The 14,370-nt window shown below is 59.3% G+C and carries 13 protein-coding genes; 1 reads left to right on the forward strand and 12 read right to left on the reverse strand.

What is annotated here, in order from left to right; all coding sequences use genetic code 11:
• Positions 1-162: 162 nt before the first annotated feature.
• On the reverse strand, positions 163-2,217 hold the full coding sequence (locus AC559A_RS16065) for a prepilin-type N-terminal cleavage/methylation domain-containing protein (protein ID WP_498818702.1): 2,055 nt from the start codon (positions 2,215-2,217) through the stop codon (positions 163-165).
• A gap of 155 nt (positions 2,218-2,372) precedes the next feature.
• Here AC559A_RS16065 and AC559A_RS16070 point away from each other — a divergent pair, with 155 nt between their 5' ends.
• Positions 2,373-2,612: an antitoxin gene (locus AC559A_RS16070; protein WP_028571445.1), complete on the forward strand. Its 240-nt coding sequence runs from the start codon at positions 2,373-2,375 to the stop codon at positions 2,610-2,612.
• Positions 2,613-2,885: 273 nt separating this feature from the next.
• Here AC559A_RS16070 and AC559A_RS16075 read toward each other — a convergent pair whose 3' ends face one another.
• The 11 genes from AC559A_RS16075 to nikA form a co-directional block, all read right to left on the reverse strand.
• A complete protein-coding gene (locus AC559A_RS16075; protein WP_498818703.1) occupies positions 2,886-3,944 on the reverse strand; it encodes a type II secretion system protein in 1,059 nt (352 codons plus the stop codon).
• A gap of 702 nt (positions 3,945-4,646) precedes the next feature.
• Positions 4,647-4,856, reverse strand: a complete 210-nt coding sequence (locus AC559A_RS16080) for a hypothetical protein (RefSeq protein WP_498818704.1) — start codon at positions 4,854-4,856, stop codon at positions 4,647-4,649.
• 690 nt (positions 4,857-5,546) lie between these two features.
• Positions 5,547-5,861: a BrnA antitoxin family protein gene (locus tag AC559A_RS16085; protein WP_498818705.1), complete on the reverse strand. Its 315-nt coding sequence runs from the start codon at positions 5,859-5,861 to the stop codon at positions 5,547-5,549.
• A 29-nt stretch (positions 5,862-5,890) separates the two neighbouring features.
• A complete protein-coding gene (locus tag AC559A_RS16090; RefSeq protein ID WP_498818707.1) occupies positions 5,891-6,646 on the reverse strand; it encodes an HD-GYP domain-containing protein in 756 nt (251 codons plus the stop codon).
• 1 nt (position 6,647) lies between these two features.
• Complete coding sequence (locus AC559A_RS16095) at positions 6,648-7,622, reverse strand: GGDEF domain-containing protein (protein ID WP_498818708.1); 975 nt, start codon at positions 7,620-7,622, stop codon at positions 6,648-6,650.
• A 328-nt stretch (positions 7,623-7,950) separates the two neighbouring features.
• A complete protein-coding gene (locus AC559A_RS16100) occupies positions 7,951-9,300 on the reverse strand; it encodes an MATE family efflux transporter (protein WP_498818709.1) in 1,350 nt (449 codons plus the stop codon).
• Positions 9,293-10,069 (reverse strand): ABC transporter ATP-binding protein, encoded by a 777-nt coding sequence (locus AC559A_RS16105; RefSeq protein WP_498818711.1) that lies wholly within the window; start codon positions 10,067-10,069, stop codon positions 9,293-9,295. The genes AC559A_RS16100 and AC559A_RS16105 overlap by 8 nt, the downstream gene beginning before the upstream one ends.
• Positions 10,059-10,880, reverse strand: a complete 822-nt coding sequence (locus AC559A_RS16110; protein WP_498818712.1) for an ABC transporter ATP-binding protein — start codon at positions 10,878-10,880, stop codon at positions 10,059-10,061. Before AC559A_RS16110 ends, AC559A_RS16105 begins: the two co-directional genes overlap by 11 nt.
• Positions 10,877-11,695, reverse strand: coding sequence for a nickel/cobalt ABC transporter permease (gene opp1C / locus AC559A_RS16115; RefSeq protein ID WP_498818714.1), 819 nt, complete (start codon positions 11,693-11,695; stop codon positions 10,877-10,879). Before opp1C ends, AC559A_RS16110 begins: the two co-directional genes overlap by 4 nt.
• The gene (gene opp1B / locus AC559A_RS16120) at positions 11,688-12,632 is read right to left on the reverse strand and encodes a nickel/cobalt ABC transporter permease (RefSeq protein ID WP_498818716.1); all 945 of its coding nucleotides are present in this window, start codon (positions 12,630-12,632) and stop codon (positions 11,688-11,690) included. The genes opp1C and opp1B overlap by 8 nt, the downstream gene beginning before the upstream one ends.
• A 109-nt stretch (positions 12,633-12,741) precedes the next feature.
• Entirely contained in the window at positions 12,742-14,340 is a 1,599-nt protein-coding gene (gene nikA / locus AC559A_RS16125; protein WP_498818718.1) for a nickel ABC transporter substrate-binding protein, read from the reverse strand.
• Positions 14,341-14,370: the final 30 nt, after the last annotated feature.

Below are 14,370 nucleotides of genomic sequence, written 5' to 3' on the forward strand. Positions count from 1 at the left end.
CGAAATTGAGGAGGGTGAAGCGTAAACCTCAAATCCTCGCCAATCAGCGCATCATTCCCCTCCTAGGAGGAGTCAGGGATGAGTCACTTGATGCGTTGGTTAAATGGGATGACTCAGGGGAATAACCTTGTAAGCTGTTTTTCCTTGATGCGTCCTGCCGGATTATTCTTCAGGCAAAGGGGTAAAGTTCGCTTTTCGCAAGGTAAAATCTCGGTCCGCTATTCGTGAAGGATGGCCATAGATGCTGAGTATCTTTTCCCACGCCTTCTCCGGTTCGGAGCCTTCTTTAAGCCGACAATCCAGGTATCTTCCACCGGTAACCAGTATGTTCTCACCACCGTCATCGTACTTTATCCGCAATTCTCTTCCTTTCTCTGACTCCCAATTCGATTCAATTATTGTTGAGGGAGATTCGAGAGGTGTTCCGTCCTGATCCACAACTCCGAGAATCCAGCAAACCAATTCATCGGTCTCAAGCGCATCTTGGACTACCACCGTCACGTCCATGAACCCAGGCAGCCATTCGTTGCGCCGGACTAGGCGGGTGATGTTGTCCCGGTTGTCGTAAGTAGCGATGACGTTACCCTCTGCGTCTTCGATCTTGTGGGTTTTCTCGGCCTGCTCTCCGAATTCCGCCAGCTTGAATGTTCCGGTTCGGTGCTCCAGGAGGTTACGAGTTTTTGTGATTTCCTCGGCAATGGTCATCTCCCCCGTTGGTGGCGCGGGGTGGAGAAAATGGCGGCGATCATCCTCGCTCTCGCCATCTTTCAGAGCAATGGGCATAAAAATACTCTCTGAAGGACCACCTGAAGCAATCAATAATTGCGTTCCCCCCTGGTCCTCGATCTTAAAAATATGAAGCATGACCTCGAAGGCATCCAGCACATATTCGTCTTCAACAATATCGGATGCTGTGGGAAAGGCCCCGAGATTCGGCTTGGGCAGGTAAGCGTGCCGCCAGCCTACGCCGAATTCGCTTTCTTGAAGAATCGAGTCCAAAGCTTGCTTATCCCATAGTCCACGAGGCTGCCCTACAGTGAACGGCTGCCCTTGATATTCCTTTTCCCAGCGGCCTTCGGGCAAGACGCAGTCGAAAGCACCCACTTCCGAATCAGCGTTGATGCACGTTCCCCCGGAGCAGGTAATCACCGCCCCTGCATCGTTTTGGTAACTCCCACTCACAATGTCGCCTTCATCATCCCGGCTCTCGGAGATCACCCGCCAATCTCCGCTATTTGGGCCGGAAGATACTCGGCAGACGGTTCCGCATGGATATATAACACTTTCCAGCTTGCACACCCAATTAAACAACTCCGGCCAATCCAGCAGATCACCTGTATATCCCGTATTCGTGCCCGACGGGGATTCGCCGATCAGAGACCGGACGATGTCCTGTTCGATACGGTCCTCAGTGAGGAAGATCAGTTTCGTGACCACGGTGCTTCGCCGAGACGACTGGGCTCGTACCGCCTCCAAATCGCTTTTTCGCAACGCCCTGACGATCTTGCCCTGGTTTTCCGGGGAATCCGGGTCGCAGTCCTGTTCATAATCATCTTCGTACCCAAACCCGCGTCGCCCCAGGGAGACGAGACAGAAGGTTTCACCTCCATCCGTAATAAAAAACCGGAACGCCCGGTTCCAGCCGTCCGTGAGCTGTTCGCTGCCTTGCAGCAGGTGGAAATATTCACGGTCAGTTGGATCCAAGCCCTCATATTCCGCCTGATTCTTGGCGTAGTGTTTGCCCAGGGCCGGGTTGCGGGTTACCGGCGGGGTCAGGTAGGGGCCTTTCCATTTTTTTCTGTCATCATCTGCCTCAAGCTCGTCCTTCGTCCACAGCCCCCGTGGCTGACCCAGGCTTTCTTTTTTCGTGTCGCCATCAATTATTAGATTTTTGAACGGCCGCTCCCACTGGAATCGCCCTCCGACAAACTCTCCACGCTTCCCGTCCAGACCGCCGGTCCCGCCCGGCTCATACAACTTCGGCCACTTCCCCATATCCCCCACATACCCGCCGATGGTCCGGCTCAGGTCATAGTGGTCCTTGATCTGCTCGTGCCCGAGGATGGCCTCGACGATGGCGTCCATTTTCTCGATGGTTACCCGTTCCCGCTGCGAATCGTCCAAAGTCCCCCGCATGGGCCAGATCATGGCTGCCATCAAGCCCATGATCCCGACCACGACAAGCACTTCCAGGAGGGTGAAGCCTTTGTTTTCCATGTAAATTTGTTCGTCGTTCTTCGTTTTGCGGCTACGCCGCTGTTTGTCGTTCGGCGGCTATGCTGCCGTTCTTCGTTCGTCGTTCGTCGTTCTTGACGCACATCTCCCGGCCGATCTAGGCAGAATACATGCTGACGACGAAAGGAGGGATCTGCATGAATATGGCGCGTCATGTTCGTATTTTTCGCAGTGGCTGCTGCCAAGCCATTCGCATTCCCAAGGAGTTTGAACTGGATGCCGACTCGGCCATCATCCGCCGTGAGGGTGATCGGCTGATCATCGAGCCGGTCAGGACAAAAGGGTTGCTGGGTACGCTTGCCACGTTGTCCGCCATCAATGAGATTTTTCCGGATATGGACTCCGGGTTGCCTCCCCTGGATGATGTGCATCTGTAATCCCTCAACCATCCCTTTATCCCCTCCCTGGAGGGGCCAGGGGTAGGTTGGCTTTCCAACGACGAACCAAGAACGAAACAACATCTTCTCATCTCACCCAGGAAGGAGAGCCGCTTGGAGGGCCCATGCGAGGCGGACGAGACGAACGATCCCCCTCCTGGGTGGCATGCAAAGATAAAAAGCAAGTCATTTTCAAAATCCACGAGAGGAGCCAAAAGGCCCTCCCGTGGGGTTGTGGGTTGGAATGGAGGATTAAGTCAGATTGCCGCGCGATTAGTCATTGACTTCCAAGGTTTCCAAGGCAGCAGGAATGCTATCCAGGTCAACGTCGTCAATGTCGGCATAGGCATAAACGCCCCAAACGGTGAACTCGTCAGCCGTGGCGAAGCGGTGGCCTTCCGGGCATTGGGTCAGGAACATGTAGCCTTCCTGGGCTTCGGTCAGATCGAAAGCGCGATAGGAGCCGCCGTTGGACTTGCCCAACAAACCCGTAACCTGGCCAGTGGCGTAACGGTCGATGGTGGCCTGCAAACGCGGCAGAAGCACGTTGTAGTTGTTCCAGAAGACCTGCTCGTTGTTGATCCCGCCAGGGCACAAGCCAGCTGCGGAGATCATGCCTTGCTTGATCAGATCGGAATCCGGGCCCACGCCCAGGATGATGCGACCGAACCAATCCGGATTGCCCCAACTACCGTAGCCTTCTCCGTCGACTTCAATAAGACCTGCAGCAGTCGCATCGGCGACAGGGCCGGCCCAAGCAGCGCCGTCATAACCCATGCCGACCATGAGCACGCCCAGGTTTTCATTGACGCCAACGCGACGCAGAGGATTTTGCTGGTCAGTGGCTACAGTGTAGCCAGCAGCGCTGTCGAGACCTTCGTAGTTATAGGCGTTCAGGTTGTATACCGAGCCTACGCCCATGGCACGCAATTCAGCGGCCTCATCCGCGTCCAGGATATGCACCTGGAACAGGTTCCGCTCAAAAAATTCCTCGAAGAAGGTGGCCTGCCCCTCGTCCGGGAATTCCAGTTCGCCGGTGTGCGTGGGCCGGAGATATTCGGCAGCGATACCAGCGGTGAGAGGACCTTCTTCATCCACCAAGTTGACCATGCCGCCGGGCATGGTACCCTTTTGCTCATTAAACGCGGCAAGGACTGAGATCAGCCGCTGCTGGTTGGTGTCGCAAACCACGTCGATGGTGCCGTCGGTGATGCCCGCGAACCGAGGAGCAACCATGGCGACCAGGAAGCCCATGATGGCCACGACCACCAGGATTTCCAAAAGGGTGAAACCTAGCTGTCCTTTTTTCCGATTCATTTTCCGTTTCAACATGAGATTAACTCCGTATAAAAAATGAGGGTTTGAATGGAGCAGCAACTCACCCCCAGAGTCTACCGCGAAACAAAAGACCAACAATTCCGATACACACAGCCGATGAGGAGAACCCCCGCCTACGTCATCCCTGACGTATTCAAATCCTCCCCACCAACTCTCCCCTTCCGGCCCCTCGCCGCGACAGGGGAAGCGTTTTTCTTGTTCGGCATCACCTCCTCGAATGTGTTTTTTCGTTCGTTGTTCTTCGTTCTTCGTTTTCTTGCGCGAGCAGTTGGATTACCGCCGGTTGCACGGCTTGCTCCGGAAATCCGCCACTGCCAGGCTGGCAGTGCTGTCCGGCAATGACCAAGCACTACCGCAAACCACCAACCAAGAACGAAGAACAACGAACGGAATAACATCCCCCCCTTGGGGGGGGGGACAGACCGACCGGCACGACCGACGCCCCGTCCATTCCCGCTACCGTGAAACAACGCATGGAGGATCGCTGTTTAGGTTCGGTGCGGGAGTGTTGGAGCGCCGGTCGTGTGTCGCGTACCGACTTGGAAGGAGTGTTGATGGAGTCTGCATGACAGATTTGCCGGTAATCAACGGTACGCAACACTTGCCGCCCGTCATCGTCGTCACGGAAGGTCGCCGGGTGGAAGGTCGTGCTTGGAGGTAGGGAACGGCTGCTCGCGGGAGACGTGGAGGGGCGCATCACTTCCCCTCCTCGCGAGCGCCTTCCGGCCAATCCACCACGAAGCGGTATTCCTTTCCGCTGCTGACGATGATTTCTTTCTGACCCCGCTTGAGAAAACGCATCTCCACGGTGACGGTCCCGAAGCCATCGTGGAGATAGAGGTCGGTATAAAGTTCAAGGATCTTTTCAAGGATCGGAGTATGCACTCCGCGCAATACATTGGTCATGCCCGTCTCCTGTTTCGTCTCCCGCCCATCGTCCCGAACCTCAAACGGGTTCGGCCTGGGCGCGTGATGTGAACAGTCGGACCGGCTGACCGGGCCGGACGATGGACCAGAGTAGATCATTCGAACGGATTGCACTTTATACATACAAGGTAAGGATTCCGATTATCGTTTTCCTGTTTACGTTACTCTTTGCCACACCAGAACAAGGTACTCGCCCTTGCCGATCCAGACGAAATCACGGCTGAAAACTTCACGGACCAAAAAAAAGCGGGACCACGGCATAACAGGGAAACAATTCCTTTCCCCTACGTATGTGCCGTCGTCCCGCCCCCACTTGCTCCGCGACCGCTTGCGCGTCCGAAGCCCGTAGAACGATCCGTGACCAAATTCGAGTGTACCTCTAGCCCGAAATGAAAAACCTGTCAAGCATTTTGAAAATTATTTTCAAGATCAGTGTTTTCTTAATGTTCGCCGTTCTTCGTTCATGGATCGGTAGCCCCTTCCACCCGTCACCCACCTCTGGCCCCTCCCAGGAGGGGATTGGTCCGCGATTCCGTGGGGATTTAATTTTCTCCCCAACCTCCGCCCATCCTCCAATCCTCGACGAGGAACCAAGAACAACGAACGAAAAACAACAAACCAAGAACGTCAACCGCCCCCTCAGTACTCAGGTCTCATCCCTCAGCCCACCTATGTCGGTGAATGCGTCCTGAGCCAGTCGCGCAGGGCGTCGTTCATGCGCGTCTGCCGGCCTGGACCGGACGCACGAAAGACCTCTAGGATATCCTTGTCGAAACGAACGGCCACCTGTTCTTTCGTCCCTGACCCTTTAGGGCGGCCTCGGCCCTTGCGGACGACTTCAAGTGCGGCCTGTATTTCCTTGCGGGCCAGGGGGCGGTCGGCTTCGTCCTGGCCGTCCCAGACATAATCCCCGCCGGGCGGCGGATTCCTGGTCGCGGCCAGGATATCTTCACGCGCCGTCAAAATCTTGTTCAAGCCATTCATGATACACCTCCCGTTCCTCCCGGCCAGCTTTACGGAAACTGATGATCCGAGGCAATGATCCGGGTGACCAGCAGATCCAGCGTACAGTATTCGTCCGCCACTCCGGCTTCCCGTAGCATGTCGACCATCAGCCCGCACAGTTCCGGATCGAACTGGCTTCCGGCGTTGCGGCGGAGTTCCTCGATGGAGCCGCCCAGGGTCAGTCGGTTTCGGTAGGCCCGGGATTCCATCATCGCGGAAAAGCTGTCCGCGAGACAGAGAATCCGCGCCCCCAGGGGGATGTTGTCGCCGCGCAGCCGATTCGGGTAGCCCCGTCCGTCCCAGCGTTCATGGTGGTGCAGGATCATCTTGGCGATGCCCGTGAACCCGTTCATGATGTGCACCGGGGCGACGATCCCGGCCCCTATGTCCGGGTGTCGGCGAATCATGGCCCACTCCGCGTCGGTCAGCGGTTCGCGTTTGCACAACACTTCGTCCGGGATGCCGATCTTGCCGATGTCGTGCAGATGGCCGGCGATGTGGATCACCTCGGCCTGGTGGATGGACATGCCCGCCCGCTGGGCCAGGCAGCGGGCCAGGTCGGCCACCTGCCGGGAGTGGGAACTGGTGGAATGGTCCTTGGCGTCGATGGCGTTTCCCAGCGCAGCCGCGATCTGGTGCAGGGACTCGCAGCAGACCCCGGAAGCGCACCCCGCTTCGCTCAACGCCTCGCCTAAAACCCCGCCCGACGCCCCACATCCCAACGACTCCTCCCGCGAACGAAACACTTCCGATCCCATGAACATGTTATGCGCTCTCCTTGTGAACATGCACGCGGCTCCCTCCTCCGCGCTTGGCCTCGTAGGCGGCCTGGTCCGCCTGGGACAGCATCCGCACGGCGTCGTCGAGGTATCCGTCCTTGGTCTTGGCCATCGTGGCGACGCCGATGCTCAGGCTGCTTTCACCGATCCGAATCTCATTGTAGGCCCGCAGGACCCGCCCCGCGATGGCCTCGGCCCGCTCCAGTTCGATACCCACCAGCAGGACGCCGAATTCGTCGCCGCCGTAGCGGAAGGGAACGTCGACGCCCTCCCTGACGTTGGCCCGGATGATCGCGCCCAGATTGCGCAGCAGATCGTCCCCGGCCTGGTGGCCATACGTGTCGTTGACCGCCTTGAACTTGTCCGCGTCCAGGAAGAGCATGGTCAGCGGACGATCCGTGGTCCAGGCCTCGTGAGCCAACTCACTCAGCTTCTCCTCCATCCCCCGCCGGTTGAACAGCCCGGTGAGCTGGTCCCTGAGGGACATGTCCGCGAACCGGACCCGCTCCTTGTGGGTCTTGGCCAGTTCCGCCTCCAACTGCATCTCCCGGCGGGAAATCACGTGGGCCATCCAGTTCAGGTTGCGCTTGAGGACCAGAATGTCCCGCTCCTCGTCCGCCTGGGGTGGCAAATCAAATTTGACGTGATAATTTCCGGCCTTCAGCTTCAGGCAAAACCGCTCCACCTCCCGCAGGTCGCGCATGACCAGATAGTCGGCCACGATCTTGGAAAGAGGCCCGATAAAGGCCAGTGTCCCGACCAGGGCGAAGATGAAGTAGGTTTGCAGATCCGCCGGGCGGGACTCCAGCAAGATCAACCCGCCGATAGACGGCAGGACGATCAGGGCGACGAGCAGCAGCCGGACCTTGATGGTCACGCTCCACCCGTAAACAAAGTCCACCACCGGACGGACCAGCGCGCCATACAACCGCATCGCGACACCGGGCTTGTCAACGGTCATGGATACATCCGACATAAATTTATCTTTGATTTACAACACATATTCCGCCCATTCACCCTACTCAATACACCCTCAACCCAGCAAAAAGGACCTATTCGTAAATAAGTCGACTGTCAACGATTTTGAAAACAACTTTCAATATCTTAATGTGAAGTTTCTTGTTTTTCGTTCGTCGTTCTTCATTGGTCGTTTTTTGACGCGAGGGAAGTGGAGTCCAGGTGATGGGTTTGCTTGCTCAACCAATCGACCCGCGCCGGGTTGACAGTTAGTGCCCCAGCACCTCCGCAAATCGCCAACGACGAACAAAGAACGAAGAACGTCTCCCCCCTCAGGTCTCAGGTCTCATCCCACAGCCCTCTCCCTTCTCCCCAACCTTGCTTCGCACCGCCCCAAGATACGGAATCAGAAAAGCGCCGCGGCCCACATAAAAAAAGAGAAAGGACAGCCAGAGCCCGTGGTTGCCCCAGGGGCTGACGAAGATCGCCAGGCCGGTCAGGAAGACGATCAGCGCGAAAAACGTGGAATTCCGCACGGGCCGCGTGACGCCGCTGCCGGTGAACACACCGTAGAAGGTCAGGCCGAACCCGGCGACCAATGGGAAGGCCACGGCCCAGAGCTGGATGGTCATGTAGCCGACGAGGACTTCCGGAATATCGGTGAACAGTGCGCCAATGCCCTCCCCCCAGAGCCACAGGACCAGGGTCAGGAAAACGATGACAACCCCCGTCCATTGGGTCGTGCGCCGCATGGTGGCCCGGAGCAGATGCTCGTCCCGTCGACCGACGGATTTCCCGGAAAACACGCTGGAGGCGTTGGCAATGCCGTCGAAGATGTAGCTGACGATAAAGGTGACCTGGAGCAGCACGGCGTTACTAGCCAGGACGTTGGTTCCCATGGACGCGGCCACCTTGGTCATCAGGAAAAACATGGTCAGCAGGCACACCGTGCGCAAAAGAAGATCGGTGTTTGCAGAGATGATGGTCCGCACGTCTTCCCCGCGCATCCGCACCGCGGCGACGAACCGGGCCACGGGCAGGTCCGCGGTTTTCGAAACGAAATACAGCCCCAGGGCCAGCATCAGAGCTTGGGCCGCCAGGCTGGCCGCGGCCACCCCGGCCACCCCGAAGCCCCAGAAGGTGACCAGGGCGATGTCCAGAATGATGTTCACCACGTTGCCGGTGACCTGGGTGGCCAGCGTCGCCCTGGTCCGGGCCTGGCCCATCAGCCAGCCGATCACGGTATAGTTCAGCAAGACCAGCGGCGCACCCCAGATCAGGATGGTGAAGTAGATCCGGGCCTGCTCCGCCACTTCGGGCTCCGGGGCCATCACGACCCGGGCCGTATGCCAGATGGGGGCCTGAAGCAGGATGAACGCCAACCCCACTCCGGCGGCGATGCAGAACGGACGGGCCAGGCTGGCCGCCAGATCCTCCCCGCGGCCCGTGCCCAGGGCGATGGCACTCTGGCTGGTGGTGCTGACCCGGAAAAACCCGAACAGCCAGTACAGGGTGTTCAGGATCACCGTGCCGATGGCCACGCCGCCGATATAGATCGGGGAATCCAGGTGCCCGACCACCGCGGTGTCCACGGCGCCCAGCAGGGGCTGGGTCACCGTGGCCGCGATGAACGGGAGAGCGATCATCAGATAGTCGCGATGAGAAAGAGGGGTCTCAGCCATGACCGATCCGGCGGGCAAAAGGTTTTTCCAGAAAGTGGGCGGCCCGCAGCAATTGCCGGGCATAGGGGTTTTCAGCCCTGGGCAGCATGGCCAGGTCGTCGAGCTGCTCGACGATTCGGCCGTCCTTGAAAAACAGCAGCTTGTCGCAGATGTACGCGGCCACGGTAATGTCGTGGGTGATGAACAGATAGGAGATCCGGTAGCGCTCCTTGAGGTCGCGCAACAAGGCCAGGATTTGCGATTGTACGGACACGTCCAGGGAACTCACCGCCTCGTCGCAAAGAATGAAGGCCGGTTTCGGGGCGATGGCCCGGGCGATGCACACCCGCTGCAACTGTCCCCCGCTGAGCTGATGCGGATAACGGTCCGTGAGCTCTTGGGAAAGCCCCACTTCCTCCAGAAGTTCCGCGACCCGTTTCTTCCGGGCCGAAGCGTTCAAGCCCAGGGCCAGCAACGGCTCGGCCACGACCTCGGCAATGCGCATCCGGGGATTCACGGACGTGGTGTAGTCCTGAAAGACCACGCTGCGCGCCAGGGCGGAGCCGGCCTTTTCCCTGGAAAAGGCCACCAGACCGCCGTCCGGTTTTTCCAGGCCGAGGATGATTCTGCCCAGCGTGCTTTTTCCGCTGCCCGACTCGCCGACAATCCCGACGCATTCGCCCTGCCCCATGACAAAGGACACGCCCTTGAGCACCTCCTGCCTGGACTTCGCGAACAGCCCGGTCCGGATCGCGAAGCTTTTCGTCACCTTGCGCACCTCAAGCAGCATACGCCTGCCCCATGACCTGGACAAAGGTTTGGATCACGCTCTGACGGTTCTCGATCAACCCGCGGGTATAGTCGTGGCGCGGACTGAAAAACACAGCCCTGGCATTCCCTTCCTCCACCACGATTCCCTCGCGCATCACCAGGACGTTGTCCGCCACGTGGGAGACCAGGCTCAGATCGTGGCTGACGAAAATCAAGGCGGTTTGGTGCTCCTCGCGGATGGTTTTCAACTCCTGGATCACGTCCTGCTGGCTGACGTAATCAATGGCCGTGGTCGGCTCGTCCGCGATGATGATTTCCGGTCGCATGGCCAGGGCCAGCGCGGCCATCACCCGTTGCAGCATGCCTCCGCTCAGTTCGTGCGGATATTTTCTGAAAACGCTCCGGGGGGCACGCAGATTCACCCGCGCAAAGGCCTCGGCCATCATATCCAGCGCCGCCGCGGGAGCGACCCGCTGGTGCGCGGTGACGGTTTCCACGATCTGCGCGCCGATGGTGGACAAGGGATTGAACGCGGTCATCGGGCTTTGCAGAATCATGCAGATCCGACTGCCGCGCAGTTCCCGCCGCTTTTTCGCGGACAGGGTCAGCAGGTCCGCGCCCTTGAATTCCACCCGCCCGGAAACCAGAAGATGCTCGGACAAGAGGCCGGTGATCGCACCGCAGGTCAGGCTCTTGCCGCTGCCCGAGCCGCCCACGATACCCAGGCACTCACCGGCGTCCAGGGTAAAGGAGACGTCCCGGGTCAGCGGGGTCAGGTTGCGATCGTGACGGTGGGTGATGGAAAGATTCTCGACGCGCAGCAGGGTCATTGGCTCTCCTTTGGATCCAGGACGTCACGCAGGCTGTCGCCCAACAGGTTGAAGGCCGCGACCACGATCATGATCGCCAGCCCGGGAATGACCATCTGTTCGGGGTTGGTCATCAGCACTTCCCGCGCCTCGCTGAGCATGGCCCCCCACTCGGCCGTGGGCAGCTGTACGCCCAGGCCCAGGAAAGACAGGGTCGAGATGGTGATGATGATCCAGCCGATGTCCAGGGTGGCCAGGAGAATGGTCTCCGCCGCGACGTTGGGAAAGAGGTGCCGGAAGAAGATGTACCGCCGGGACGTGCCGATGGTCTGGGAATAGAGGATGTAGTTCCTGCCTGAAAAGCTGATCACGCTGGAGCGGATCATTTTGACGTACCAGGCCACCTTGGCGATGAAATTGGCGATGACGATGTTCATCAGACCCGGCCCCAGGATGCCGACGATGCACAGCACCATGATCTCATACGGGAAGGAGAGCATCACGTCGCAGACGCGCATGATCACCTCGTCGAGTTTGCCGCGGACGTAGCCGGAGATCACGCCGATGGCCGCCCCGGCCAGGGCCGTGACGGCCATGGTCAGCATGGAATAGAACAGGGTGATCCGGATTCCGAACAGCATCCGGGAGAGCAGGCAGCGCCCCAGATGGTCCGTGCCGAGGGGATACTCCCAGGAAGGCGAGGCCAGGGAGTTGATGACGTCGATCTGGTTGGGGTCGTGCGGGGCCAGCCACGGAGCGAACACACCGGCGACGCAGAACAGCCCGATCACGCCGAGGCAGCCGACCGCGACCTTGTTGGCGAACAGGCTACGCATTGGCTGCTCCTGACTTGCGTCGCGGATCCAGCGCGCATTGCAGGGCGTCCACCAGGAAGCTGGCCAGGACGAAAAAGGCCCCCATGACCAGGATGTAGGCCTGGATGGTCGGGTAGTCCCGGTTGAAGATACTGGCCACGCACAGTCGGCCGAGCCCGGGAATGGCGAAAATGTTCTCGATGACCACCGTGCCTGAGAGCAGCCGGACTATGCCCACGCCGATGGCGGTCATGGAGGATTGCAGGGAATTTTTGAGCACGTGCCCGAGGATGACCCGCTTCTCGCTCAGGCCCCGGGCCCGGGCGTAGAGGACATGATTTTCCTTCATGTTCTCCAGCATGCTGTTGCGGATCAGCCGCACGTAGGTCGCGATGTACAGCGTGCTCAGGGCCATGGCCGGCAGGATGTAGTGGGCCAGGGTACTGGTTCCGCTGCTGGGCAGGACGCCGAACTTGAGCGCGAAAAGCCAGATCAGCAGATAGGCCAGCCAGTAGTTCGGCATGGACGTGCCGGCGAAGACCGCCAGACGCACGCCCCGGTCGAACAGACCGTCCTTCCAGACCGCGCAGGCCACGCCCAGGGGCAGGCTCAGGCAGACCACGAAGACCAGGGCCATGCCCGCCAGGGTGGCGGTATACGGAAAAGCGCGGGCCAGCTCTCCCGTGACGCTGCGGCTCCGGTGCGTGAAGGAATTTCCGAAATCCAGGCGCACGGCGTTGCCCAGCCATTTGACGTACCGGACCAGAAACGGGTCGTCGAGGCCGAGTTCGATGCGCATTTCCTCGATGGCCTCGGGTGTGGGAATAATGTCGTTGACCCGCAGGGCCACTTCGGCGGGGTCCGCCGGGGTGACGTTCACCAGTGCATAGGAAAGAAAAGAGATGGCGAGGAGCGCGGCAAGCGCGATGAGCGCCCGCCTGACGATATACGCAAGCATGGGGAGCAACCGGGGGATGGGAGTGAGCGTCGGGACGAGTCCAGCCTGTTGACGAAGACGCCGGAAAGGGCTTCCGGGTCTTCCGGGGAAGACTCGGAAGCCCGACTCTTTACTGCACGGTCATGAATTGCAGGGGAATTTCAAACTGGGAGGGGTTGAAACCGACGTTGCCCACCCTGGAATTGAAGATGGCCCTGTTGCGCTCGTAGGTCAGGGGCAGATACACGGCCTCCCGGTGCAGGGTCTCCAGAATGTACGTGTAGTGCGCCTGGCGCTCGCCTTCGTCCACCGCGGCCACGGCCTTGAGAATCGTCTCGTCGATCCTTTGCTTTTCCGCCAGCCCCTGCTGCGCGGCATAGTCCCCATAAACGGGCTTGAGCATCCCGCTCAGGAAGGATTGCGGATCATACGGCGTGCCCCAGGAAATATTGAAGGAGATGTCGAAATTGCCCGCCATCAGGCGATCCCGGTGCGCCTGTTCCTCCTCGCCCACGAGGTTCAGCTTGACGCCGGCCCTGCTCCATTCGCCTTGCAGAAACTGGGCAATGGTCCGCTCCATGACCTTGTTGGTATCGTAGGTCAGGGTGATCTCCAGCGGCTTTCCGTCCCTGGAGCGCAACTGGCCGCTCTTCACCCACCCGGCCTCGTCCAGGAGTTTTTCGGCTGCGGACAGGTCATGATGATAGGGCTCGAGGTCGATGTCGGCATAGGGGATGGACCTGGAAAACAGCGTCTGGGCCGGCGCTTCCAGCCCCAGCATGATCCGCTCGCTGATCAGCTCCTTGCTGGTCAGATGCTGGAGCGCCCGGCGGACCCGCACGTCCCGGAGATTCTCGCTGGTGGTGTTCAGCACCAGCATCCGGGTGGAGACCGGTCCGGACAGCGCGCCCGCGAAGCCCTTCTTTTCGGAAAACTGCTGGAAGGCCTGGGGGCTGATCAGTTGCAGGCCGTAGATCAGGTCGATCCCGCCGTTGTCCAGCGCCATCAGGCGGGCTTGGTTGTCCGGAATGACCTTGGCGACGATCTTCCCGATGCTCGGCGATTCCCCCCAATAGTTCGGGTTGCGGACGAATTCCGAGTACTCGTCCACCCTGTTCATCTCCAGGACATAGCTCCCGGTTCCGGCCAGGCAGGCCACCCCGTTCCTGGTCGTCCCGTCCTTGAAGCAGGCCGGAGACAGCATCCGGAACGGCCGGGTGACTCCCAGTTCGATGATGAAGGGATAGTAGGGGGCGGAAAACTCGATCTCCAGGGTGTGGTCGTCCTTCACGCGCACGCTCTGTTTGCCGGATTCCTCGATTTCCATCATCATCCGCACGGACTCCAACCAGCCGTGTCGCGCCCCGTTGTCCAACACGGCGTCAAAGTTCTTTTTCGCGGCGTGGGCGTCGAACTTGACGCCGTCTGAAAACATCACGTCCTCACGCAGCTTGAAGGTATACACCTTGCCGTCAGGACTGACCTCCCAGCTTTCGGCAAGCCATGGTTCGGGCTCCCCGTCATTGCCGAGGAAGATCAGTCCTTCGAACAGCAGATTCTGGGCGAAAAGTTCTCCTCCGTACAAATGCGGGTTCAAATCCCGCAGATCGCGAAAATTGGCCATGACCAGCGTATCCTCCGGATATTTGTCCGAAGCGGACACGACCATGCTGGAAAGCAGCAACGAGGCCGCGACAACAAATCCCAACACGTTCCTCACCTTGATCATCTTGCCTCCTCATGCGTCTGACTGTTGAAT

This window comes from Desulfonatronum zhilinae, from assembly GCF_900182865.1.
Taxonomy (GTDB): domain Bacteria; phylum Desulfobacterota; class Desulfovibrionia; order Desulfovibrionales; family Desulfonatronaceae; genus Desulfonatronum; species Desulfonatronum lacustre.

Coding starts and splice junctions, on each gene's coding strand:
- AC559A_RS16065 (WP_498818702.1), bottom strand. CDS start 2,217: ATGGAAAACAAAGGCTTCACCCTCCTGGAAGTGCTTGTCGTGGTCGGG.
- AC559A_RS16070 (WP_028571445.1), top strand. CDS start 2,373: ATGAATATGGCGCGTCATGTTCGTATTTTTCGCAGTGGCTGCTGCCAA.
- AC559A_RS16075 (WP_498818703.1), bottom strand. CDS start 3,944: ATGTTGAAACGGAAAATGAATCGGAAAAAAGGACAGCTAGGTTTCACC.
- AC559A_RS16080 (WP_498818704.1), bottom strand. CDS start 4,856: ATGACCAATGTATTGCGCGGAGTGCATACTCCGATCCTTGAAAAGATC.
- AC559A_RS16085 (WP_498818705.1), bottom strand. CDS start 5,861: ATGAATGGCTTGAACAAGATTTTGACGGCGCGTGAAGATATCCTGGCC.
- AC559A_RS16090 (WP_498818707.1), bottom strand. CDS start 6,646: ATGTTCATGGGATCGGAAGTGTTTCGTTCGCGGGAGGAGTCGTTGGGA.
- AC559A_RS16095 (WP_498818708.1), bottom strand. CDS start 7,622: ATGACCGTTGACAAGCCCGGTGTCGCGATGCGGTTGTATGGCGCGCTG.
- AC559A_RS16100 (WP_498818709.1), bottom strand. CDS start 9,300: ATGGCTGAGACCCCTCTTTCTCATCGCGACTATCTGATGATCGCTCTC.
- AC559A_RS16105 (WP_498818711.1), bottom strand. CDS start 10,069: ATGCTGCTTGAGGTGCGCAAGGTGACGAAAAGCTTCGCGATCCGGACC.
- AC559A_RS16110 (WP_498818712.1), bottom strand. CDS start 10,880: ATGACCCTGCTGCGCGTCGAGAATCTTTCCATCACCCACCGTCACGAT.
- opp1C (WP_498818714.1), bottom strand. CDS start 11,695: ATGCGTAGCCTGTTCGCCAACAAGGTCGCGGTCGGCTGCCTCGGCGTG.
- opp1B (WP_498818716.1), bottom strand. CDS start 12,632: ATGCTTGCGTATATCGTCAGGCGGGCGCTCATCGCGCTTGCCGCGCTC.
- nikA (WP_498818718.1), bottom strand. CDS start 14,340: ATGATCAAGGTGAGGAACGTGTTGGGATTTGTTGTCGCGGCCTCGTTG.